The sequence below is a fragment of the Martinezella calliandrae genome (assembly GCF_030272695.1).
GTDB lineage: Bacteria > Pseudomonadota > Alphaproteobacteria > Rhizobiales > Rhizobiaceae > Rhizobium > Rhizobium calliandrae.
Genome location: NZ_JARFYN010000002.1, coordinates 143266 through 164741 on the forward strand (window position 1 = coordinate 143266; position 21476 = coordinate 164741).

Annotated in this window: 19 protein-coding genes; 5 read left to right on the plus strand and 14 right to left on the minus strand. The window is 60.2% G+C overall.

Features of this window, described 5'->3' with window-relative positions; translation table 11 throughout:
* Window positions 1–19: 19 nt before the first annotated feature.
* Window positions 20–2065, minus strand: a complete 2046-nt coding sequence (locus PY650_RS02230) for a LysM peptidoglycan-binding domain-containing protein (RefSeq protein ID WP_285877443.1) — start codon at window positions 2063–2065, stop codon at window positions 20–22.
* Between the two features lie 155 nt (window positions 2066–2220).
* Between PY650_RS02230 and PY650_RS02235 the strand changes: the two genes are divergently transcribed.
* Window positions 2221–2844 (plus strand): LOG family protein, encoded by a 624-nt coding sequence (locus PY650_RS02235; RefSeq protein ID WP_107108105.1) that lies wholly within the window; start codon window positions 2221–2223, stop codon window positions 2842–2844.
* A gap of 28 nt (window positions 2845–2872) precedes the next feature.
* Here PY650_RS02235 and rarD read toward each other — a convergent pair whose 3' ends face one another.
* The 10 genes from rarD to radA form a co-directional block, all read right to left on the minus strand.
* Entirely contained in the window at window positions 2873–3784 is a 912-nt protein-coding gene (gene rarD / locus PY650_RS02240) for an EamA family transporter RarD (RefSeq protein WP_285877444.1), read from the minus strand.
* 110 nt (window positions 3785–3894) lie between these two features.
* Window positions 3895–5511, minus strand: coding sequence for a citramalate synthase (gene cimA, locus PY650_RS02245; RefSeq protein ID WP_285877445.1), 1617 nt, complete (start codon window positions 5509–5511; stop codon window positions 3895–3897).
* Window positions 5512–5603: 92 nt separating this feature from the next.
* Window positions 5604–6563 (minus strand): prolyl aminopeptidase, encoded by a 960-nt coding sequence (pip, locus tag PY650_RS02250; protein ID WP_285877446.1) that lies wholly within the window; start codon window positions 6561–6563, stop codon window positions 5604–5606.
* Complete coding sequence (locus PY650_RS02255) at window positions 6560–7036, minus strand: GFA family protein (RefSeq protein WP_285877447.1); 477 nt, start codon at window positions 7034–7036, stop codon at window positions 6560–6562. The genes pip and PY650_RS02255 overlap by 4 nt, the downstream gene beginning before the upstream one ends.
* Window positions 7029–7511 carry a GFA family protein gene (locus PY650_RS02260; protein ID WP_285877448.1) on the minus strand — a complete coding sequence of 161 codons (483 nt, stop codon included), beginning with the start codon at window positions 7509–7511 and terminating at the stop codon, window positions 7029–7031. Before PY650_RS02260 ends, PY650_RS02255 begins: the two co-directional genes overlap by 8 nt.
* Complete coding sequence (cysS, locus tag PY650_RS02265) at window positions 7508–8899, minus strand: cysteine--tRNA ligase (protein ID WP_285877449.1); 1392 nt, start codon at window positions 8897–8899, stop codon at window positions 7508–7510. Before cysS ends, PY650_RS02260 begins: the two co-directional genes overlap by 4 nt.
* A gap of 211 nt (window positions 8900–9110) precedes the next feature.
* Window positions 9111–9851 carry an SDR family NAD(P)-dependent oxidoreductase gene (locus PY650_RS02270; RefSeq protein WP_285877450.1) on the minus strand — a complete coding sequence of 247 codons (741 nt, stop codon included), beginning with the start codon at window positions 9849–9851 and terminating at the stop codon, window positions 9111–9113.
* Between the two features lie 51 nt (window positions 9852–9902).
* Window positions 9903–11387, minus strand: a complete 1485-nt coding sequence (gene purF, locus PY650_RS02275; protein WP_285877451.1) for an amidophosphoribosyltransferase — start codon at window positions 11385–11387, stop codon at window positions 9903–9905.
* Window positions 11388–11551: 164 nt separating this feature from the next.
* Complete coding sequence (locus PY650_RS02280; RefSeq protein ID WP_285877452.1) at window positions 11552–12175, minus strand: CvpA family protein; 624 nt, start codon at window positions 12173–12175, stop codon at window positions 11552–11554.
* 94 nt (window positions 12176–12269) lie between these two features.
* Complete coding sequence (radA, locus tag PY650_RS02285; protein ID WP_285877453.1) at window positions 12270–13673, minus strand: DNA repair protein RadA; 1404 nt, start codon at window positions 13671–13673, stop codon at window positions 12270–12272.
* 155 nt (window positions 13674–13828) lie between these two features.
* Here radA and PY650_RS02290 point away from each other — a divergent pair, with 155 nt between their 5' ends.
* A complete protein-coding gene (locus PY650_RS02290) occupies window positions 13829–14464 on the plus strand; it encodes a LysE family translocator (RefSeq protein WP_285877454.1) in 636 nt (211 codons plus the stop codon).
* Here the strand turns inward: PY650_RS02290 and alr are convergent.
* Together alr and PY650_RS02300 are read right to left on the minus strand one after the other, a co-directional pair.
* On the minus strand, window positions 14461–15645 hold the full coding sequence (gene alr / locus PY650_RS02295; RefSeq protein WP_285877455.1) for an alanine racemase: 1185 nt from the start codon (window positions 15643–15645) through the stop codon (window positions 14461–14463). The genes PY650_RS02290 and alr overlap by 4 nt on opposite strands.
* Window positions 15646–15753: 108 nt before the next feature.
* Window positions 15754–17250: a replicative DNA helicase gene (locus PY650_RS02300; protein ID WP_285877456.1), complete on the minus strand. Its 1497-nt coding sequence runs from the start codon at window positions 17248–17250 to the stop codon at window positions 15754–15756.
* Window positions 17251–17594: 344 nt separating this feature from the next.
* Here PY650_RS02300 and PY650_RS02305 point away from each other — a divergent pair, with 344 nt between their 5' ends.
* From PY650_RS02305 to PY650_RS02315, 3 genes are read left to right on the plus strand one after another with little or no spacing between them, the layout of a single operon-like run.
* On the plus strand, window positions 17595–18038 hold the full coding sequence (locus tag PY650_RS02305) for a MarR family winged helix-turn-helix transcriptional regulator (protein WP_285877457.1): 444 nt from the start codon (window positions 17595–17597) through the stop codon (window positions 18036–18038).
* An 8-nt stretch (window positions 18039–18046) separates the two neighbouring features.
* Window positions 18047–19693, plus strand: a complete 1647-nt coding sequence (locus tag PY650_RS02310; protein ID WP_285877458.1) for an MFS transporter — start codon at window positions 18047–18049, stop codon at window positions 19691–19693.
* Window positions 19694–19710: 17 nt separating this feature from the next.
* Window positions 19711–20775, plus strand: a complete 1065-nt coding sequence (locus PY650_RS02315; protein ID WP_285877459.1) for an HlyD family secretion protein — start codon at window positions 19711–19713, stop codon at window positions 20773–20775.
* Between the two features lie 108 nt (window positions 20776–20883).
* On the opposite strand, the gene rplI is transcribed toward PY650_RS02315, so the two are convergent.
* Entirely contained in the window at window positions 20884–21462 is a 579-nt protein-coding gene (gene rplI, locus PY650_RS02320) for a 50S ribosomal protein L9 (protein WP_285877460.1), read from the minus strand.
* Window positions 21463–21476: the final 14 nt, after the last annotated feature.

Genomic DNA, 21476 nt, shown 5'->3' on the forward strand with positions numbered 1-21476 from the left:
GTTGCGAGAGGCTATGTCCTTAGAGATGCCCACCTGAAAGCCGCTTGCGATGCAGTTCTTCTGCATTGGGCAGTGCGTCTTTCGGCAGGCCGAAGACCTGACCGGGCAGAATTCGGTCCGGATTGTTGATCTTGTCCTCATTGGCGAGATAGATCGTCGTATAGCGCACGCCGGCGCCGTAAGTGCGGCGGGAGATCTGCCAGAGCGTATCGCCGCGGCGGATGATGACCGCATTGGTGTTCTGCGAAAGCGGCGCCTGCTGCAGGATCTTGGGGCCGCCGCCGGTGGAGGAGGTTTCGACGCTTGCCGGCGCCAGGGTCGCATTCTGCGGCTTGGTGACGGCGGCGAGCATATCTCCGAGGTTGGGCAAAGCATCACCAACAGATTTCGGGTCCTTCGGCATCGCCTGCAGCACCGCAAGCGCCCTGGTGGCCGCATTGGAGGCATCGGTGGCGGCCTTTTTCAGAGCCGCACTGGCATCAATGGCCGGGCGGAATTCCGAAAGTGATTTCAAGGCAATTTCCGTTCCCGAGCGGGCCGCGGCGAGTTGTTCCGCGGTCGGCTGCTTGCCATCTGCAAACAGGTCCTTCAGGAGGGCGAAAGCCTTGGCGGTGTCCTCCCTCAGCTTGCCAAGTTCGCCTTCGTCGAGGGGCACCATGGCGGTGGCCGTGGCATTGCCGCCGGTATTGGAAGCTGCTGGTGCTTGCGCCGCAACAGTCACCTGATTGCCCTCGGGACGAGTGAAATTGACGCTGGTGCGCAACGCGACCTTGCCGGTGCCGTCGAGGACATCGACGCGGATCCTGTGGTCGCCGACCGCCAGCGGCATCACACCGTCGACGACGAAATGACCATCGGCCCCCGCCACGATCTCGCCGATCAGCTTGTCGTCGGCATAGGCCCGAACCTTGGCATTCGGCTTTGTCGTACCGGCAACGAAGATATGGTCGTTTTCGATCTCGACTGCATTGACCATGACTTCAGGCACTTCACCACCGGTCGGCGCTGCGGGAGAGGTCGCCGCATTGCCAGCGGGATTGGTAGAGGCGACGGCGGTATTGTCCTGCGGTTTGGCGCTGCCGTCGTTGGCGGTTGCGGGCGCATTGGCCCCGGGCGCTTGCAGGTCCGAAGCGACGCGCCCCTGTTTGGCTGACGGCGCGGTGATGATGCGGCTTGCCGTGCCAGGCTTGGTAACCATAGCGAGAAGCTGGCTCTTGTCGTCCTTCGGAACCGAAACAGTGGCAACTTCCTCGGAGGTGACGGCCTTGCCGTCCTTTCCGGTCGCACGCAGCACCAGTTGATGATCGCCGGGCGGTAGTGGATTGTCGAGCACAACGGCAAAATCTCCGCTCGGCCCGACGTGGGTCGTCGTCAGCACCTTGTCGTCGTCGACGATCTCCAGCTTGGAATTCGCCTCGGCTGTACCGGCGATGACGGTGGAGCCATCAGGCTCGACACGTAGCACATCGAAGGAGGGCGTCGCCGGTCCCGCTGCTTGAGTCTGGGGCGCAGTCTGGCCGTCAAGCGCTGCCCGCGCCTTGTCGATCGCAGCGACGGCATCCGCGATGTTCTCCGGAAGTGACTGAATGATGGCGAGTGCCTTGCCGGCGCCATCATGCGCCTTGTTGACCAAGGCGGTCGTCATGGCATCCGTGCCTTCAGGAACGGCAAAATCGACGATCGCATGCAGCGCCGCGATCACCTTCGTCTTGGCAGCGGTGAAGACATCTTCGGTCGGCCCCTTGCCATCGCTGAAGAGCGCCTGGAGATCGGTGAGAGAGGCAACCGCCGTGCTGCTGAGATCGTTAAGCTTCTTGGCGACATCAGCGACATTGGTAGCCGTCGAGACAGCACCCTTGGTTGCCTCGCCGGCCTTTTGTGCGGCACTGCCTGCCTTCTGCCCATTCTCCGTAATCGTGTTCTTCACCGCGTTGCCGGCCTGATTGATGGCGTCGCCGATCGACTTCTTGTCGCCATTGATGCGCGGCATCACAAAGAAGACCATCAGGGCGGTCGCAATTACCAGCACCAACAGAGCCAGCAATCCGGCACGGTTCTTCATCATCATTTATCTCCAAGCGGCGGAGTCGTCTCCGCTCTTGAAATTGCTAACGATTTCGCCTGCTTTTACAAGCTTTCTCAGCTATTTCTGCATGCTCTTGCGCAAGTTTTCCTTTGAAAATTCTTGACTGAGCATTTGCAGCATAGTTGTTTGCATTCATGACTGACGATTCTGTGCCAATTCGATCCATCTGCGTCTATTGCGGCTCCAGGCCGGGACGCGATCCTTCCCACATGGCTGCAGGCCGCGAGCTTGGTAAGAACATCGCCGAGAGCGGGTTACGCCTTGTCTACGGTGGCGGAACGAAGGGCATCATGGGCGCTGTGGCGAGCGGCGTTTTGTCGCATGGCGGTCAGGTCACCGGCATAATTCCGGAGTTTCTCGTCGACATGGAAGCGACGCGCCATTCGCTCGGCCAATTGGACGAACTTATCATAACCCCTGACATGCATACGCGCAAACACACCATGTTCGAGCGCGCCGACGCATTCGTGGCACTGCCGGGCGGAATTGGTACGTTGGAGGAGATCGTCGAGATCATGACGTGGGGTCAGCTTGGTCGCCATGAAAAGCCGATGGTTTTCGCCAATATCAACGGTTTCTGGAATCCGATGATGGAGCTCATCCGTCATATGACGGAAGAAGGCTTCGTCCACACCGCCCATCGCGTGCAGCCACTGGTTATCGACCAGGTCGCCGACATCATCCCGGCAATCCGCAAGCATGCCGCCGAAACGGTGGGCTCGCGCGGCGGCGAAGAGGCCGTCATCGCAAAGCTCTGATTAGAGATTTGCTAACCATGTTCGGTGGTTAGCGCCCGCGGCTCTGACGCAGCATCGACCAGCTGTAAAGCGCCAGCCCCGCCCAGATCAACGAGAAGGCGATCATCTGAGTCGTGCCGAAAGGCTCCTTGAACAGGAAGACGGCGATAAGGAAGACCATGGTCGGCACGATATATTGCATGATGCCGATGGTGGAGAGCCTCAGGAGCTTCGCTCCGTTGGCGAAAATCATCAGGGGCAGGGCGGTCACAAATCCGCAACCGAGCAGAAGTGCCATATCCGAGAGGCCGGTACGATAGAGGTGGCCCTCGCCGCGCGCCTCCAGATAGACAATGTAGAGCAGGGCGGGGATGCAGAGCAGCAGCACCTCGACGAAGAAGCCCTGGTTCGGCCCGACCGGCAGCGTCTTGCGGAAAAAGGCGTAGAAGCCCCAGGAGAAGGTCAGCGACAGCGCCACCCAGGGCAAGGATCCGGCTTCGACGGTCAGGATGACGACCGCTGCAGCCGCGAGGCCGATCGCAACGATCTGCGTCGGCGCCAGCCTTTCCTTCAGCAGCAACGCACCGAGCGCGATACTGAACAGCGGATTGATGAAATAGCCGAGCGCCGCATCGAGCGAATGCCCGGCGCCGATGGCCCAGACATAGGTTCCCCAATTGACGGTAATCAGCATCGCCGTCACAGAAGCCATGGCGATCGTGCGTGGGTGGCTGAGCGCCGCCTTCACATCGCCCATGCGGCCAAGTGCCAGAAGCACGGCGCCGGCAACGGGAACGGACCAGAGAATGCGATGGGCGATGACCTCGATGGCCGGAATATGCGCCATGGCCTTCATGTAAAGCGGTAGGACGCCCCAGAGCAGATAGGCCGTCAGCACGAAACCGAATCCGCGTGGACTGTCCTGGTTCTTGATATCAGTTGCGACCGTATCGGTGGCCATCGATGTTTCCCGCCTTGCCATTTTCTTTTACGACGGGATTACCCCAACGCATGCTGCGGGGCCAATTCATTTCCTTGACGGCATCGTCAAGGATTTTGATAGGCGGCGGATTACTCCGCCGCGATCTTGCCTGCCATATGCCGGTTCTTCATCAGCTTGTAGATGACGGAGTCCATCAGAGCTTGGAAGGAAGCATCGATGATGTTTTCCGAAACGCCGACCGTCCACCAGCGCACGCCGCTGCTGTCGGTGGATTCGATCAGAACGCGGGTTATGGCCTCCGTGCCGCCGTTGAGGATACGCACCTTGAAGTCGGCCAGTTCCAGATCGTCGATCTCATGCTGGTATTTGCCGAAATCCTTCCGTAGCGCCAAGTCGAGCGCATTGACCGGGCCATCGCCTTCGGCAACCGACATGATGGTTTGGCCGTCGATGATGATTTTGACCACAGCTTCCGAGACGATCTTTACGTGGCCATGAGAATCGAACCGGCGCTCGACCATGACGCGGAAGCCGTCGATCGCGAAGAATTCCGGAATGGTACCGAGGGTTCGGCGCGCCAGGAGCTCGAAACTGGCATCGGCACCTTCGTAAGCATAGCCTGACGCTTCTCGCTCCTTGACGATCTGGATCAGCCGTTCGAGCTTCGGATCGTCCTTGCCGACGTCGATACCGCGCCGCTTCAGCGCGTTGATGAAGTTCGATTTGCCGCCTTGGTCAGACACCATGACCTTGCGGAAATTGCCGACGCTCTCGGGCGGCACATGTTCGTAGGTTCGCGGGTCCTTCAGCAACGCCGAGGCGTGGATACCGGCCTTGGTCGCGAAAGCCGAGGCACCGACATAAGGCGCCTGATGCTCGGGCGAACGGTTCAGCAATTCGTCGAAGGCATGTGACAGGCTGGTCAAGCCCACGAGCCGCTCGGCATCGATCGAGGTTTCGAAGCGCTCGCTATAAGCCCTTTTTAAGGCCAGCGTCGGAATGAGCGTGATAAGATTGGCGTTGCCGCAGCGTTCGCCGATACCGTTGAGCGTGCCCTGGATCTGCCGCACGCCGGCTTCGACGGCGGCGAGCGAATTGGCGACCGCCTGGCCGGTATCGTTATGGGCATGGATCCCAAGACAGTCTCCGGGAACGCCCTCGGCTATCACGGCTTCGATGATGGCGCGCACTTCCGGCGGCTGCGTGCCGCCATTGGTGTCGCAGAGCACGACCCAGCGCGCGCCGGCCTCGTAAGCCGTTTTGGCGCAAGCGAGCGCATAGGTCGGATTGGCCTTGTAGCCGTCGAAGAAGTGCTCGCAGTCAACAAGTGCTTCCTTGCCGGCTTCGACAGCCGCCTTGACGCTTTCGGCGATGCATTCAAGGTTTTCCTCGTTGGTGCAGCCGAGAGCGACCTTGACGTGATAATCCCAGCTCTTGGCCACGAAACAGATGGCGTCGGCCTTTGCCTGGATCAGGCTTGCAAGACCCGGATCGTTGGAGGCGGAAACGCCGGCACGCTTGGTCATGCCGAAGGCAACGAAGGAAGCCGATTGCGTCCGCTTTTCATCGAAGAAAGTGGTATCGGTCGGATTGGCGCCGGGATAGCCGCCTTCGACATAGTCCAGGCCGAATTCGTCCAGCATGGTGGCGATGGAAATCTTGTCCTCGACCGAAAAGTCTATGCCGGGCGTCTGCTGCCCGTCGCGCAAGGTCGTATCGAAGAGATAGATTTTTTCGCGTGTCATTCTGTTTCCTCCGGGAACCGGTTTTGTCCTATTCGGTTGGTCATCTCCCTGTTGTAAGACTGCCGAAGAGGCAGGGAGAGAGTTTCTTGGGTTCAAACTTTCCCGCCAAACCTATCGGTTGCCCGGATGAGCTGATCGAGAATGCCGGGTTCGGTAACGGCGTGGCCTGCGCCTTCGATCAGATGGAACTCGGCTTTCGGCCATGCCTTATGCAGGGCCCAGGCATATTTCGCCGGGCAGGGCATATCGTAACGGCCGTGAACGATGACGCCCGGAATATCCCGCAAACGGAAAGCGTAGCGAAGAAGCTGACCTTCTTCTAGCCAGCCGCCATTAATGAAGAAATGGTTCTCGATACGCGCGAAGGCATGCGCATATTCGGCTTCTTCGAACTGTCCGCTGGTTGCGGGGTCCGGCAACAGGGTTATGGTTTCGCCTTCCCAGATCGCCCAGGCCTTGGCGGCCTCGATGCGCACGGCTTTGTCTTCGTGGGTCAGCCGGCGGTGATAGGCGAGCATCATCTCGTGACGCTCCTCGGGCGGGATAGGTGCGATAAAGCGCTCCCATTTATCTGGAAACATCTCCGAGACGCCAAACTGATAGTACCAGTCGAGCTCCGCCTTGGTCAGCATGTAGATGCCGCGCACAATCAGCTCGGAGACGCGCTCTGGATGCTTTTCCGCATAGGCAAGCGCCAGCGTCGAGCCCCAGGAGCCGCCGAAGATCTGCCACTTTTCTGCGCCGGCCATCTCCCGCAGCCGCTCGATATCGGAAACGAGATGCCACGTCGTATTGGCGTTGAGCTCGGCAAGCGGCGTCGACTTGCCGCAGCCGCGCTGGTCAAACAGCGTGACATCGTAAAGTGCTGGATCGAAAAGACGACGATGCGTTGGAGATATGCCGCCGCCAGGTCCGCCATGCAGGAAAACGGCGGGCTTGGCACCGGGCGTACCAACGCGCTCCCAATAGATGACGTGGCCATCGCCGACATCGAGATGGCCGGAGGCATAGGGCTCGATCTCCGGATAAAGCGTACGCAATATTTCCGTCATATTTTCAATCCTTCGGAGGGCCAAACGTCCGTATCGTGATCGGGGTGCTGGAAGGAGATGATTTGCTCCTGCCGTGCGTAAAAATCCGGGTCCTGATGGACCGGTTGCTCAAATATGGTTTCGACCCAAGGCAGGCGCGAGGAGTGGTTCACCTGGATCCGCGGCGCCAGATCGTCTCGTTCGTCGAAGGCACCGATGGCGATCTCCAGCCCCCCGGGATGGCGATAGGTCAGCGGCGTGCCGCAATTCTTGCAGAAGCCGCGGTCGATATTGACGGAAGACTGGAAATAGGTGGGCTCGCCGCGCGTCCATTCCAGGCCGTCATGCGGCGCCGTAACCAGAGCGGAGAAGAAGTTTCCGAACTGCTTCTGGCACATGCGGCAATGGCAGATCGACGGGCGGCCGAGTTGGCCGCGAATGCGAAACCGCACCGCGCCGCATTGGCATCCCCCGCTTCGGAAAGCTTCAGTCATGGTTCTTCTCCCGTGGCCAAGAATGGGTATCGTGATCGGGATGTTGGTAGGAGACGATCTTCAGCACGAAGGGCGCCTGCTCGGCATCCTCTTCCGTCCGATGCCCCGGCAGCCGATGCAGCCGATCGACGAAGCCGATCTTGCTTTCGACGCCGTATTGCACGACGGGCGGCAGCTTAGGGGGATCGTCAAAAGCGCCCGCAGCCATTGCGATGCCGTCCGGCGCCTCATAGCTCAGCGGCGTGCCGCAATTTGCGCAGAAGCCACGCTTCACATAGTTGGACGATTGAAACGTCTTCCGCTCGCCGCGTGTCCACGTGAGTTCGGCGCCGCGCGTCGCGACTAGCGGCGCATAATAGGCGCCAAAGGCCTTCTGGCACATGCGGCAATGACAGATCGACGCATCCTTGAGCTCGCCTCGTATGCGGAAGCGAACCGCGCCGCAGTGACAGCCGCCGGTGTAGGTTGCACTCACCGCTTGACCTCCCACGTCGTCGTCCGTTCACCCGTCGCCGCATCCTTGCCGTCCTTCAACTGAATACCCTCAGCCGAAAGTACCTCGCGGATCTTGTCCGCTTCGGCAAAATTCTTGGCCTTCAGCAGTTCCAGCCGCGCGCTCACCCGCCTGTTGATTTCCGAAACCACGGCGTCATCGATCTCCACCTTTTCGGGCAACAGGCCGAGAAGTGCCGCGCTGGCGGCGAAGATGGGCAGGACGCCGGCGTCGGCATTGGCCGCTTGCGCCAAAGCGTGCAGCGCCTGGATGGCGGCGACGGTATTGAGGTCGTCGGCAAGGGCCGCCACGACGGCGGCATCCGGTGTGGCAACGCCGACATCCGCCGCCGGCCATTTCGCCAGGAGCCGTTCAGCTTCTTCCAGCCGCTTCACGGAAAAGTCGATCGGCTCGCGATAATGCGTCATCAGCATGGCAAGCCGCAGCACCGCCCCTGGCCATGTGCGTCCGCCGAGTTTATCGGTGCGCAGCAGCTCGTAGATCGTGACGAAATTGCCTTCCGACTTCGACATCTTGCGGCCTTCGACCTGCAGAAAGCCGTTGTGCATCCAGACATTCGCCATCACGTCGGTACCGTGGGCGCAACGCGACTGGGCGATCTCGTTTTCATGGTGCGGAAAGATAAGGTCCAGCCCGCCGCCGTGGATGTCGAAGACATCGCCGAGATAGTGCCCGCTCATGGCGGAGCATTCGATATGCCAGCCTGGACGGCCTCGGCCCCAGGGGCTTTCCCAGCCCGGCTCGCTCTCGTCCGAGAGTTTCCAGAGCACGAAGTCGCCTGCGCTCTTCTTATGCGCGTCGACAGCTACGCGAGCGCCGGCCTGCTGTTCCTCGAGATTGCGCTTCGAAAGCTGGCCGTAATCCGACATGGATTTTGTGTCGAACAACACTTCTCCAGCCGCCTGATAGGCGTGGCCTTTGGCAATCAACTTCTCGATGATCTCGATCATCTGCGCGATGTTTTCCGTCGCCCGAGGCTGCGCCGTCGGCTCAAGGCAGCCGAGCGCAATCGCGTCTTCACGATACTGCGTCTCGGTCTTTTCGGTGACCAGACGAATCGCCTGGTTCAGCGGCAGACCGGGATGGTCCCGCAATGCCCGCAGGTTGATCTTGTCGTCGACGTCGGTGATGTTGCGCACATAGGTGACATGGCTTTCGCCGTAGACCTGCCGCAACAGCCGAAAGAGCACGTCGAAGACGATCGCGGGCCGGGCGTTGCCGATATGGGCGAAATCATAAACCGTCGGACCGCAGACATACAGGCGGACGTTCTCGCGGTCGATCGGGTGGAAGTCGACCTTTTCGCGCGTCAGCGTGTTGTAAAACTTCAGTTGCGGCTCGGTGCCCATTTCATTCTCCCAAGGCATAGATCCAAAAAATACCGTCACCGGCGGGCCGGGACGTTTGTCATCTTGGATTTTGGGAGACGAAAACGGCCAGGCCAGCGAAATGCTAGCGAATAATCTTCCGGCAGATAATGCAGATAACCGTTTTCATGGCCGGCTTTATCGCTCGACTAGGGTGATTGGTCAAGAGCCGGCATCGGCCCGCGATGACCGATTATTCCGGCATCCGGTAGTCGACGAGCTTGTTATCGCGCACGACGAAGAGCTTGCCGGTTTCGGCGACATCAGGACCGGCGAGCGGCAGGATGGCTTGGGCGACGTCGCGGGGGTGCGGCAGCGTCTCCGGATCTTCGCCAGGCATCGCCTGCGCGCGCATCGCGGTGCGAGTGGCGCCGGGGTCGACGCTGGTGATCCGCAGCGCCGTGCTCTGGGTTTCGCCGGCCCAGGTCCGGGCAAGCGCCTCGACGGCCGCTTTGGACGCCGAGTAGGGCCCCCAGAAAGGCCGGCAGCGATGGGCGGCGGCCGACGACAGAATGATGGCGCGACTCGCGTCTGCGCGCATCAGCAGCGGCTCGACGGAGCGGATCAGCCGCCAGGTCGCGGTCACGTTGATGGTCATCACCTTTTCGAACACCTTCGCCTCGACATGTCCGATCGGCGAGATGACGCCGAGTACACCGGCATTGGCGACGAGGATATCGAGCTTACCCCAGCGCTCGAAGATCGAGCCGCCGAGCGCGTCGATCGCGTTCATATCGGCAAGGTCGAAGGGTGCGAGCGTCGCTGAGCCGCCGACTGCCTTGATGGCGTCGTCGAGTTCTTCAAGGCCGCCAACCGTGCGGGCGCAAGCAATGACATGCGCGCCAGCCTTGGCCAGTTCCAATGCCGTAAAATAACCAATACCACGCGACGCGCCGGTAACGAGGGCGATTTTGTCCTTGAGATCTATGCTCATGCTGCCTTGGTCCGAATGCACTAGGGAAAGAGAAGGGCGAAAGTCGCCATGTCAGCCATTGCTGGCGAGCACGGAGAGCTTGCGCACATTGCTGGTGCTTTCCCGGTCGAGCAAGCGGGTCGGATAGTCACCGGTGAAATAATGGTCGGTGAACTGCGGCTGCGCACGATCGCGCGGGGATCCGCCGACGGCGCGATAAAGGCCGTCGATCGATAGGAACTCCAGCGAATCGGCACCGATGAAATCGCACATCGCCTTCAGGCTGGTGTACTGGTTGGCGAGCAGCTTGTCGGCATCCGGTGTGTCGATGCCGTAGAAATCCGGATGGTAGATCATCGGGCTGGCGACGCGGATATGCACCTCGCGGGCGCCGGCGTCGCGGATCATCTGCACGATCTTGACCGAGGTCGTGCCGCGCACGATGGAATCGTCCACCAGAACGACGCGTTTGCCTTCGATGATGGCTCGGTTGGCGGAGTGCTTCAGCTTGACACCGAAGGCACGGATTTGCTGTGTCGGCTCGATGAAGGTGCGACCGACATAGTGGTTGCGGATGATGCCGAGCTCGAAAGGAATTCCACTTGCCTGGGCATAGCCGATTGCCGCCGGCGTACCGCCATCCGGGACGGGTACGACGACATCCGCCTCGATGGGGGCTTCCTTGGCAAGATTGATGCCCATGTTCTTGCGGGCGACGTAAACGTTGCGGCCGCCGACAACGGAATCAGGGCGGGCGAAATAGACATATTCGAACAGGCAGAGCCGCTCGGGCCGAGAAACCTCCGGCTTGCGGGCGTCGACCGTGATCGAGCCATCCGGCTGAATCTCGCAGATGACGACTTCTCCGTTTTCGACATCACGAATGTATTTCGCGCCGATGATGTCAAGCGCGCAGGTTTCGGAGCAGAAGATCGGCTTGCCGTCGAGCTCGCCCATCACCAGCGGCCGGATGCCGATCGGGTCGCGAGCTGCAATCAGCTTTGTGCGCGTCATGGCGAGCATCGAATAGCCACCTTCCATCTGGTGGATCGCGTCGATGAAGCGGTCGGAGGAGGAGGGATGCTTGGAACGCGCGATGAGATGGAGAACGACTTCGGTGTCCGACGTCGACTGGCAGATGGCGCCGTCGGCGATCAGTTGCCGGCGCATGGTCAGGCCGTTGGTGAAATTGCCGTTGTGAGCGATCGCGATGCCGCCGACTTCCAATTCGGCAAACAGCGGCTGCACGTTGCGCAGGATGGTCTCGCCCGTCGTCGAATAACGCACATGCCCGATCGAACGATCCCCGGGCAGCCGGGCCAGCGTTGCGGGATCGGTATAGTGATCGCCGACGAGACCCATCCGCCGTTCCGAATGAAAGCGCTGACCATCGAAGGAGACGATGCCAGCCGCTTCTTGGCCGCGATGCTGCAGGGCGTGCAAGCCGAGCGCCGTCAGCGTCGCCGCGTCCGGATGCCCGAGAATGCCAAAGACACCGCATTCTTCGTGCAGCGTGTCGCCGTCGATATCATCCTCGATGGAAAGGAAATGGTTCATGGCTGTAGGCCTTTGCTCTCAACGTGGGCGGATCGGGGCGCAGTCGCGACTAAATGCAAAAATAGCTGAAAATCCGGCCGGAAAGAATATCCGGCCGGATTTTCGTATTTTGTGCCGCTCACATGGCGATTATCGCCCGGCGGGTCAAGCCTGTAAACGCACTGTTAATTGTTCGTCTTCGGCGCAGGCGCATCGTCGGAGGGTGCCGTATCGTTCGTTGAGCCGTTGTCGCCATCCTGCGGCTGCGATTGCTGTTGCTGCTGGTTCGGTGCGATCTTGTTGAGAATCTCGGCGGGGAGCATCGCCTGGATGTTTTCTGGAAGCGCGGATTTGAGCTTTTCGACCAGCGAATCGAGGAAAGGCTTCGATTTGGCGTTATTAACCCAATCTGGGCGTGCGGGCGGCGCGACTAGCCAGTTCCAGAAGGCTACGACGACGACCATCAGCAGCAGCCCGCGGGCAGCGCCGAAGAGAAAGCCGAGCGTGCGATCGAGCGCGCCGATACGGCTGTCGATGATGAAATCCGCAATCCTGATGGTGATGAAGGAAATGACGATCAGCGCGATCAGGAAGATGACGGCGGCAGAGGCGACCGTCGCGATGCGGGTGTCTGCCGTGTAATGCATCGCATAGGGGACGAGCAGTGAATAGAGATAATAAGCGGCAACGGCCGAGCCGCCCCAACTGACGATTGAGAGAATTTCGCGGGAAAAGCCGCGGACCATGGCCAGAACCGCAGAGAACAAAATGACGCCGATAACAATACCGTCAAAAATCGTAATGGGCATGTATAATCCACTCCAAGACTTGCCGCGCCAAGCGTGGCTGCCATCGGGCCTCAATATGTGCCTCCCTCCCCGTCAAGAACGGCTGAAGTAAGGCTCAGTCTTCGTCTTCGGCGCGCTTGAGCGCGCCCTTCGATCCAGCTATGCGCGCCACCAGGTCCGGCAGGCTGCCTATCTCGTTCCAGCGTCCGCCATTGCCTTTTGGCAGGTCGGCGGAGGCGGTGGGGAGAAGCGCTGCAGAAAATCCCAGCTTCTCGGCTTCCTTGAGGCGCTGAGCGGTGTGCGCAACCGGCCGGACGGCGCCCGACAGGCTGACTTCGCCGAAATAAACACAATCGGCGGGAAGGGCAAGACCAGCCAGGGATGAAACCAGTGCAGAGGCGACCGCGAGGTCTGCAGCCGGCTCAGAAATGCGATAACCGCCGGCAATATTGAGATAAACGTCGTGCTGGCCGAGCCGAACGCCACAGTGTGCCTCGAGAACGGCGAGAATCATCGAGAGCCTCGCCGAATCCCAGCCCACCACGGCGCGGCGTGGCGTGCCGAGCGAGGTCGGAGCAACCAGCGCCTGCACCTCGACGAGGACCGGCCGAGTACCCTCCATGCCGGCAAAGACGGCCGCACCTGGGGCTTTCTCGTTGCGCTCGCCGAGAAAAAGCTCGGACGGATTGGGGACGTCGCGCAGGCCGCTGTCGGACATTTCGAATACGCCGATCTCGTCCGTTGGGCCGAAACGATTCTTCACCGTGCGCAGGATGCGGTAATGATGGCCGCGATCGCCTTCGAAATAGAGGACGGCGTCGACCATATGTTCGACGACGCGCGGACCGGCGATCTGGCCGTCCTTGGTGACGTGACCGACCAGCACCATGGCGGCGCCCGTCTGCTTGGCGAAGCGGATCATCGCCTGGACGCCGGTGCGTACCTGGGTGACCGTGCCGGGCGCGGATTCGGCAAGTTCGCTCCACAGCGTCTGGATGGAATCGATGATGATGAGATCCGGTCGCTTGCCTTCGGAAAGCGTCGCCAGAATGTCTTCGACATTGGTTTCCGCCGCCAGCAGGACTTCCGTGTCGGCCGCCTTCAGCCGCTGGGCACGCAGGCGAACCTGCGCCACGGCTTCTTCGCCGGAGACGTAAACGATCTTGTGTCCACGACGGGCAAGCGCGGCCGCTGCCTGCATCAACAGCGTCGATTTGCCGATGCCAGGATCGCCGCCGACAAGAACGGCCGAGCCACGGACGAAGCCGCCGCCGGTTGCGCGGTCGAGCTCGGATATGCCGGTGTATATGCGCGGCGCTTCCTGGATCTCGCCCGAAAGCGTCGTCAGCGTTACCGGCTTTCCCTTCCTCGGCGTCTTCGCAGGGCCGCCGCCGATCCCGCCCATCGGATCTTCCTCAACGATGGTGTTCCATGCGCCGCAACTGTCGCACTTGCCGGCCCAGCGATTGTGGACTGTGCCGCAGTTCTGGCAAATGAATTGTGTACGGGCTTTGGCCATCGGATGCTGTTCTCAAAGTTCAAATGCTTCGCTTTTCGCAGCGAATCGCGATCGGCTGTCAGATAATGTCTTTCCCGGCCTATCAAAACTAATGATTTCCGTATCAGCGGGGATTGTGTCAGCCTTTATGCCGGGTTTTTGATCGGTGATAACGGATGTTCGACTACACGCTTGCGCATTGGATCACGTTTCTTTCGGCCGCCACCCTCCTCAATCTGTCGCCGGGGCCGGACATCGCCTTCATTCTCGGCCATACGTTCAGAAGCGGCAGGCACTCCGGTTTCGCCGCACTGTTTGGCATCTGGAGCGGCGCCTGCCTTCACGTGTTGATGGCCGCAGCCGGGCTGTCCACCATATTGGCGGCGTCGGCGATCGCGTTTTCGGCGGTAAAATGGGCTGGCGCCGCCTATCTCATGTGGCTTGGCATCCAGTCGCTGCGCTCGAAGGGCGACGGCGCCTGGATCAAGGAGGCGGGGAAGGTATTGCCCTGGAGCCGCATCTACCGGCAAGGCATTCTCGTTTCGCTGCTCAACCCGAAGGTAGCCATTTTCTTTCTCGCCTTCCTTCCGCAGTTCGTCGTTGAAGGCGCAGGGCCGGTTTGGGCGCAGCTCTTGCTCCACGGCAGCCTCATCATCGTGGTCGCCGCCTTCATCGAGCCGCCGCTCATTCTTCTCGGTGGTCGCCTTGCAGAGGCACTAGGGCGCAATCGAAGCGCGGGCCTGTGGCTGGACCGTGGGCTTGGAACATTGTTCATAGCGCTGGGTGTCCGCCTGGCGATCAGCGCGCGTTAAGCGGCGCCGACGGACTTCTGGTCTTCGCTCTCGTGCGCGATGTAGTGCCGCTCATGTCTCAGCCCTAGGCCGGTCAGCATCTCGTAGCTGATCGTGCCGGCGGCGCGGGCAGCATCGTCAATGAGGATATTCTTGCCGAAGAGCTCGATATAGTTGCCGGCACGGACCAGTTTTTCGGGCACGTCGGTAACGTCGAATATCGTCAAATCCATGGTCACGCGGCCGGCAACGGGCACCGGCTGGCCCGCGATGAAGCCTTGGCCGCCTGGCAGGCCGGTGTGGCGCAAAGGTACGCCGCCGCTTGACAGGCTGCGCATATAGCCGTCGGCATAGCCGGCCGAGACGACGGCGAGGCGGCTGTCGCGAGTGAGCTTCAGGGCCCCGCCGTAGCTGACTACCTCGCCGGCCTTGGCCGAGCGAGTCTGGATGATGCGCGCCTCGGCGGTTGCGACCGGCCGCATCGGGTTCGCCGTCCCGTTTACCGCCCGGCCGCCATAGAGGGCGATGCCGGGTCGGGTGAGGTCGAAATGATATTCCGAGCCAAGGAAGATGCCGGCGGAGTTGGCGAGACTTGCTTCAATTCCCTCGAAGGCAGCACTGACTGCGCGGAATGCCTCGAGCTGCTGCTTGTTCATTGCATTGGCCGCATCGTCGCCGCAGGCGAGATGGCTCATCACTAGGACGGGTGCAAAGCTTGCCGGGCGCGAGACATCGTTGGCGAGCGCGATGGCATCCTCAGCCCGTAGTCCCAGCCGATTGAAGCCGGTGTCGACCTGCAGCGCGCAGGGATGGTCGCCATGGTCAGCAAGCACCGACATCCAGAAGGCCAATTGCTCTTCGGAGGCGATGACGGGCACAAGATCGTTTTCGAAAAACAGCCGCTCGGTTCCCGGCCATATGCCGCAGAGTACGAAGATGCGGGCATCCGGCGCGTAAAGCCGGAGTGTGGCACCTTCGTCGGCAGTGGCGACAAAGAAATCGCGGGCGCCGACGAGATAAAGGGCCTCGCCGACATCTTCGATCCCCAGGCCGTAGGCGTCGGCTTTCACAGCCGCCCCGGTCCGGGCCCTGCCGGAGCGGCGGGCCATGTCCTGCCAGTTTTCGACCAAGGCGCCTAGATCGACCGTCAGCCTAAGACCGGCAGAAGCGAAAGCGTCATTGTCTTCGAAACTATCTGTCATGGAGCCGCCTGAATAAAAAGGGCCAGAGGGATGCTGCTCCGGCCAAAATACTGATCATCGATGGAAAGAGAAAGTGCTGCACCGCACATATGCGATGGGCAGCCTTCGTCAGTGCTCTTCATATTGCAGGAAGGAAGAGTCTGCGAGATCGGCAAAGCGCGTGAATTCCGACTGGAAGGCGAGCTTTACGGTGCCGGTTGGCCCATGACGCTGCTTGGCGATGATAACGTCCGCCGTACCCTTCACCTTGTCGAACAAGGCTTCCCATTCCGCATATTTCGGATCGGCCGGATCGCGCGGTTCGGCGTTCTTGACGTAATATTCCTCGCGGAACACGAAGAGTACCACGTCGGCGTCCTGCTCGATCGAACCCGATTCGCGGAGGTCCGAAAGCTGTGGACGCTTGTCGTCTCGGCTTTCGACCGCGCGCGAGAGCTGGGAAAGCGCGATGATCGGCACGTTCAGCTCCTTGCCGAGTGCCTTTAGGCCGGTGGTGATTTCGGTGATTTCCTGGACGCGGTTTTCCCCGGATTTCTTGGAGCCGGTCATAAGCTGCACGTAGTCGACCACCAGGACGTCGAGGCCGCGCTGGCGCTTGAGACGACGAGCACGAGCGGCAAGTTGGGCGATGGAGATGCCGCCGGTTTGGTCGATATAGAGCGGCACCTTCTGCATCATCATCGAGCAGGCGACGAGCTTTTCGAAATCGGCATCGTTGATATCGCCGCGGCGGATCTTCGACGAAGAAACTTCCGTTTGCTCGGAGATGATACGGGTGGCGAGCTGTTCGGACGACATTTCCAACGAATAGAAGCCGACGACGCCGCCGTTCTTCGCTTTGGTAGAGCCATCCGGCTGTACCTCACCCTCATAGGCAGCGGCGATATTATAGGCGATGTTGGTGGCAAGCGAGGTCTTACCCATGCCGGGACGACCGGCGAGGATGATCAAGTCCGAGCGCTGCAAGCCTCCCATCTTGCTGTCGAGCGAATGAATGCCCGTGGAAATGCCCGACAGACCGCCATCGCGCTCCTTGGCGACGGCCGCCATGTCGATCGCCAGCGCCACGGCATCGTTAAAAGCCTGGAAGCCGCCGTCATAGCGACCGTTTTCTGCGAGTTCGAACAGCCGGCGCTCGGTATCCTCGATCTGCGTCTGCGGCGGCATGTCGAGCGGCGCATCATAGGCGATATTGACCATGTCCTCACCGATGGTGATCAGCGCCCGGCGAAGCGCAAGATCGTAAATGGCGCGTCCATAATCCTCGGCATTGATGATCGAAACGGCCTCGGTCGCCAGACGGGCGAGATATTGCGCCACCGTCATGTCGCCGACCTTCTCTTCGGCCGGCAGGAACGTCTTGATCGTCACCGGATTGGCAGTCTTGCCCATGCGAATGATGTCGCCCGCCACCTCGAAAATCTTTCGATGCAGTGGCTCATAGAGGTGGATGGGTTTCAGAAAGTCGGAGACACGGTAATAGGCGTCATTGTTGACGAGGATAGCGCCGAGCAGGGCCTGTTCGGCCTCGATGTTATTTGGCGCTTCGCGGTAATGCGGTTCGGCGGGAGCAATTGCGGCGATCTTTCGCGCAGCTTCGTTCATTTTCCGTCTCTTCGTATTTTGGAGTGCCGAATGGTTTGCGACGATCCGATGTCAGGGTCAATTGCAGAAGAGCGGTGCCGTGCCGCACGGCATCAATTCCTCCGGCCTATTCACATTGTTCCACTCATCCACAGGGACAAACTCTCCGCAGTAAAAAAGCCTTTGTCGCTACTTTGCAACGCAATGACGAACAGACGAATCACATACGAGGACTACTATGAATCATTTTAGCCCGGTCCGCCCCTGGTGACATCCTGCAAGCTGGCAATCGCGCTTGAAAAGATGTGAGAACCCGGCTATTTCGTTGAAATAGGGTAGGTTACTAATAGTATAGAGCAGCAATTATGTCTGGTGCGCAGCCACGCCGAGAACTGTTCGACGAGCTTTCCGCTTTCAATCGGAAGCTGAGAGCGGCGTTTGACGGCCTGGTGCGCGAGCATGGCATGACGCTGGCGAGAGCCCGGGTATTCAGTAAGCTTTCTAAGCGCGACGGCATCAATCAGCGCGAGCTAGCCGATGAGCTCGAGCTTGAGACCCCAACCTTGGTTCGTATCCTCGATGCCATGGAAGCGCAGAGCTTCATAGAGCGCCGTGCGGTGCTGTCGGACCGGCGCGCCAAGCAGATATTTATGACGGATTCAGGAAAGTTGGTGGCAGAGGAAATCGAGGCTCTTGCCACCGGCGTACGTGCGGATATCCTGCAAGGGATTTCGGACGATGATGTCGGAATGGCCCTCAAAGTCATCCGCGCAATGACCGCCAATCTGCAGAATGTAGGCAAGTCATGAGGTAGCGTATGAGCGGTGTATCGGGCCCGGTAAATGCGGAAGCCAACATCGCCGTACCAGCCGCCCCACCGCCCGTGCCGCGCTGGAAGGTACCGCTTTATATCGGCGCCTCCGTAATGTTCTTCCTGACGCAGGGCCTTGGTCTCAATCTCGCCTTCGCCAATCTCACGCAAATCCAGGGAACCATTGCTGCAACGACCACCGAATCTGCGTGGTTGTCGGCTGCCTACATGGCGCCGAATGTCAGCCTTGCCATCGCTTTGGTGAAAATCCGCCTGCAATACGGTGTGCGAAATTTTGCCGAAGTTAGCATCATAGGCTTCGTGGTCGCCTCGGTGCTCAATCTCTTCGTCTCTGATCTGCATTCGGCCATCGTCGTACGCTTTTTGAGCGGCATCGCCGGCGCACCGCTGTCGACGCTTGGCTTCCTTTACATGCTGGAAGCCTTCGAGCCGGCCAAGAAGCTGACGATCGGCGTCAGCCTGGCGATGATGAATACGCTTCTGGCGGCGCCCATCACCCGTCTCGTCTCGCCGTCGCTGCTTGATTATGGCGAATGGCGCGGGCTCTATACCCTGGAAATGGCCTTGGCGCTGCTGGTGATGCCGATCATCTATCTGCTGCCGCTAACGCCGCCGCCGCGGGTAAAGGTTATCGTCTTCGGCGACATTATCGTCTATCTGCTGGTCGCTATCGGTTTCGGTAGCCTTGCCGTCGTCCTTTCCCTTGGGCGGCTTTATTGGTGGCTGGAAGTGCCTTGGCTCGGCGTGCTGCTGGCGGTCAGCATCGCCACCGTGACGCTTGCCGCCGTTATCGACCTGCGCCGACCAACGCCGCTGATCGATGTCCGCTGGCTGCTTAGTCCGGAGATACTGCATCTGACCGCAATTCTGCTGATCTTCCGCATGATCGCTGCCGAGCAGACCTCGGTGATCATGACTTTCTATCAGAATGCCGTTGGGCTGCTTTATGATCAGCTGGCGATGCTCTACTGGATTATTCTGGCTTTCTCGATCATCGGCGGTCTCATTTGCACAGTGCTGATGAGCTATGGGCTGAGTTGGCAGATCCAGTTCATGGCACTCGTCATGATGGCCATTGGCTCCTTCATGGATGCGCAGGTCACCACTCTGACGCGACCCGAAGAGATGTATCTCAGCCAGGCGCTGGTCGCTACCGGTGCTGCCCTTTTCCTGCCGCCTTCCATGTCCGCGGGCTTCAAGGCTGCCTTTGCGAAGGGTGCGCCTTATCTCGTGACCTTCTTCGTGGTTTTCACCTTCACGCAAAGTATCGGCGGTCTGATCGGCACGGCCTTTTACGGCACGCTGATCATCATCCGTGAAAAATTCCATTCCGCAGTCCTGACCGAGCGTGTGTTGCTGATGTACCCTCACGTCGCCGAGCGCGTTAGCCAGCTTTCGGCGTCTTATGGCAAGGTGATCGGCGACAGCGCACTGCTGAAGGGTGAGGGATTGGCGCTGCTCGCCGCGCAGGTCACCCGCGAGGCCAATACGCTTGCATTTGGCGATGCTTTCTTCGTTTCCGGCGTCATCGCAGTCGCGACTCTTGCGGCGCTTTCACTGCATGTCTTCTTCCGTTTCATCAAGGCGCAGCTAACCGAATCGCGGCCGCAGGCCATGGCGTCCAACCCTTAAAGGTATGATATAGCTCCATGTCGAGGCTCGTTCGCTCCCCCATCGAAGTTATCGCCGTCCTCGCCGGTGTCGGCGGTGTCATGCTCGTGCTCTATGCTTGGCATTTGCCGCCTTTCCAAAGTTCTGTCGAGACAACAGACGATGCCTACGTCAAAGGCTATGTCACGACCATCAGCCCGCAGGTCAGCGGCTATATCACGGATGTTCCGACGAGAGACTACAAGCTCGTCAAGCAGGGCGACGTGCTGGCCAAGATAGACGACCGCATCTATCTGCAGAAGGTGGCGCAGGCGCGTGCGACGCTAGACGGCCAAAAGGCCGCGCTCGCCAACTCGCAACAGCAGGAGCAGGCGGCGCGAGCCGGCATTGCCTCAAGCCAGGCACAGGTCGATAGCGCCAACGCTGCCTTGAAGCGCGCCCAGCTTGCCTGGGATCGCGTGTCCGCGCTGGTGGCTAAGGGCGTGTCGACGACCAGCGATTCGGAACAGGCGCAGGCGACGCTGGAACAGGCAAAGGCTGCGGTCAACCAGGCGAAGGCGGCGCTCGACGTGTCGCAACAGAATCTGACGACGATCATCGTCGACCGCGCCTCGCTGGAAGCCGGCGTCAGTGGCGCGGAAGCCGCCGTGCAGCTTGCAGAGATCGACTTGCAGAATGCGACGATCGTCGCGCCACGCGATGGCCGCGTTGGCGAGGTCGGCGTACGCCTCGGCCAATATGTGACGCCGGGAACGCAGCTCATGGGGCTGGTTCCAAAAGACGTCTGGGTCATCGCCAATTTCAAGGAAACCCAGCTCGACGGTATGAGGGTCGGCCAACCCGTAACCATTTCCGTCGATGCGCTCGGTCATCGCGAGCTCAAAGGCCATATTCAGCGCTTCTCGCCGGCGGCGGGCTCGGAATTTGCTGTCATCAGACCTGACAACGCCACGGGCAATTTCACCAAAGTGGCGCAGCGCGTCGGCGTGCGCGTCAAGATTGACGAAAATCAGTCCCAGGCGGACGATCTCGCGCCCGGCATGTCGGTGGTCGTCTCTGTCGACAAGAATTCGGCGCCGGTGCAGGATACGGCTGAGAACTGAGGCGGCAATGGGTGAGCCTGTAGCCGCGGGGCCAGCGAAAAGAAGAAGAAAAAGCCTGGGTCGCGAGACCCAGGCTTTTTCATATTCGCATCGCTGCGAAGACTTGGATCAAGCTTCGTCTTCGGCGTTGCCGTCAGCTTCCGGATCGAAGAAGTCTTCCGGACGCAGCGCATCTTCATCGACACCGTAGATGGCGTCAGCGGAGGTGAGCGTTTCGCCCTTGGCCTGACGCTCGGCTTCTTCAGCCGAACGGGCGACGTTGAGCTCGACAGTGATTTCGACTTCAGCGTGAAGCGCGATCGCAACATCGTGCAGGCCGATAGCCTTGATCGGCGTGTTCAGGTGAACCTGGTTGCGGCCGATGTTGAAGCCTTCTGCTGCGAGGATTTCAACGACGTCGCGAGCGGCGACGGAGCCGTAGAGCTGGCCGGTCTCGCCGGCAGAGCGAACGACGATGAAGGACTTGCCGGCGAGAACGTCGGCAACCTTCTGGGCTTCGCTCTTGCGCTCGAGGTTGCGAGCTTCGAGCGTTGCTCGCTCGGATTCGAAACGGGCCTTGTTGGCGGCGTTGGCGCGGAGCGCCTTGCCAAGCGGCAGCAAGTAGTTACGGGCAAAGCCGTCGCGAACCTTGACCACTTCGCCCATCTGGCCGAGCTTGGAGATACGCTCGAGGAGGATGACTTCCATTTTGTTGTTCCTTT

What these genes read in the sequence shown, in the direction of transcription:
- PY650_RS02230 (WP_285877443.1), bottom strand. Translation starts at nt 2,065, where the DNA reads ATGATGAAGAACCGTGCCGGATTGCTGGCTCTGTTGGTGCTGGTAATT.
- PY650_RS02235 (WP_107108105.1), top strand. Translation starts at nt 2,221, where the DNA reads ATGACTGACGATTCTGTGCCAATTCGATCCATCTGCGTCTATTGCGGC.
- rarD (WP_285877444.1), bottom strand. Translation starts at nt 3,784, where the DNA reads ATGGCCACCGATACGGTCGCAACTGATATCAAGAACCAGGACAGTCCA.
- cimA (WP_285877445.1), bottom strand. Translation starts at nt 5,511, where the DNA reads ATGACACGCGAAAAAATCTATCTCTTCGATACGACCTTGCGCGACGGG.
- pip (WP_285877446.1), bottom strand. Translation starts at nt 6,563, where the DNA reads ATGACGGAAATATTGCGTACGCTTTATCCGGAGATCGAGCCCTATGCC.
- PY650_RS02255 (WP_285877447.1), bottom strand. Translation starts at nt 7,036, where the DNA reads ATGACTGAAGCTTTCCGAAGCGGGGGATGCCAATGCGGCGCGGTGCGG.
- cysS (WP_285877449.1), bottom strand. Translation starts at nt 8,899, where the DNA reads ATGGGCACCGAGCCGCAACTGAAGTTTTACAACACGCTGACGCGCGAA.
- PY650_RS02270 (WP_285877450.1), bottom strand. Translation starts at nt 9,851, where the DNA reads ATGAGCATAGATCTCAAGGACAAAATCGCCCTCGTTACCGGCGCGTCG.
- purF (WP_285877451.1), bottom strand. Translation starts at nt 11,387, where the DNA reads ATGAACCATTTCCTTTCCATCGAGGATGATATCGACGGCGACACGCTG.
- PY650_RS02280 (WP_285877452.1), bottom strand. Translation starts at nt 12,175, where the DNA reads ATGCCCATTACGATTTTTGACGGTATTGTTATCGGCGTCATTTTGTTC.
- radA (WP_285877453.1), bottom strand. Translation starts at nt 13,673, where the DNA reads ATGGCCAAAGCCCGTACACAATTCATTTGCCAGAACTGCGGCACAGTC.
- PY650_RS02290 (WP_285877454.1), top strand. Translation starts at nt 13,829, where the DNA reads ATGTTCGACTACACGCTTGCGCATTGGATCACGTTTCTTTCGGCCGCC.
- alr (WP_285877455.1), bottom strand. Translation starts at nt 15,645, where the DNA reads ATGACAGATAGTTTCGAAGACAATGACGCTTTCGCTTCTGCCGGTCTT.
- PY650_RS02300 (WP_285877456.1), bottom strand. Translation starts at nt 17,250, where the DNA reads ATGAACGAAGCTGCGCGAAAGATCGCCGCAATTGCTCCCGCCGAACCG.
- PY650_RS02305 (WP_285877457.1), top strand. Translation starts at nt 17,595, where the DNA reads ATGTCTGGTGCGCAGCCACGCCGAGAACTGTTCGACGAGCTTTCCGCT.
- PY650_RS02310 (WP_285877458.1), top strand. Translation starts at nt 18,047, where the DNA reads ATGAGCGGTGTATCGGGCCCGGTAAATGCGGAAGCCAACATCGCCGTA.
- PY650_RS02315 (WP_285877459.1), top strand. Translation starts at nt 19,711, where the DNA reads ATGTCGAGGCTCGTTCGCTCCCCCATCGAAGTTATCGCCGTCCTCGCC.
- rplI (WP_285877460.1), bottom strand. Translation starts at nt 21,462, where the DNA reads ATGGAAGTCATCCTCCTCGAGCGTATCTCCAAGCTCGGCCAGATGGGC.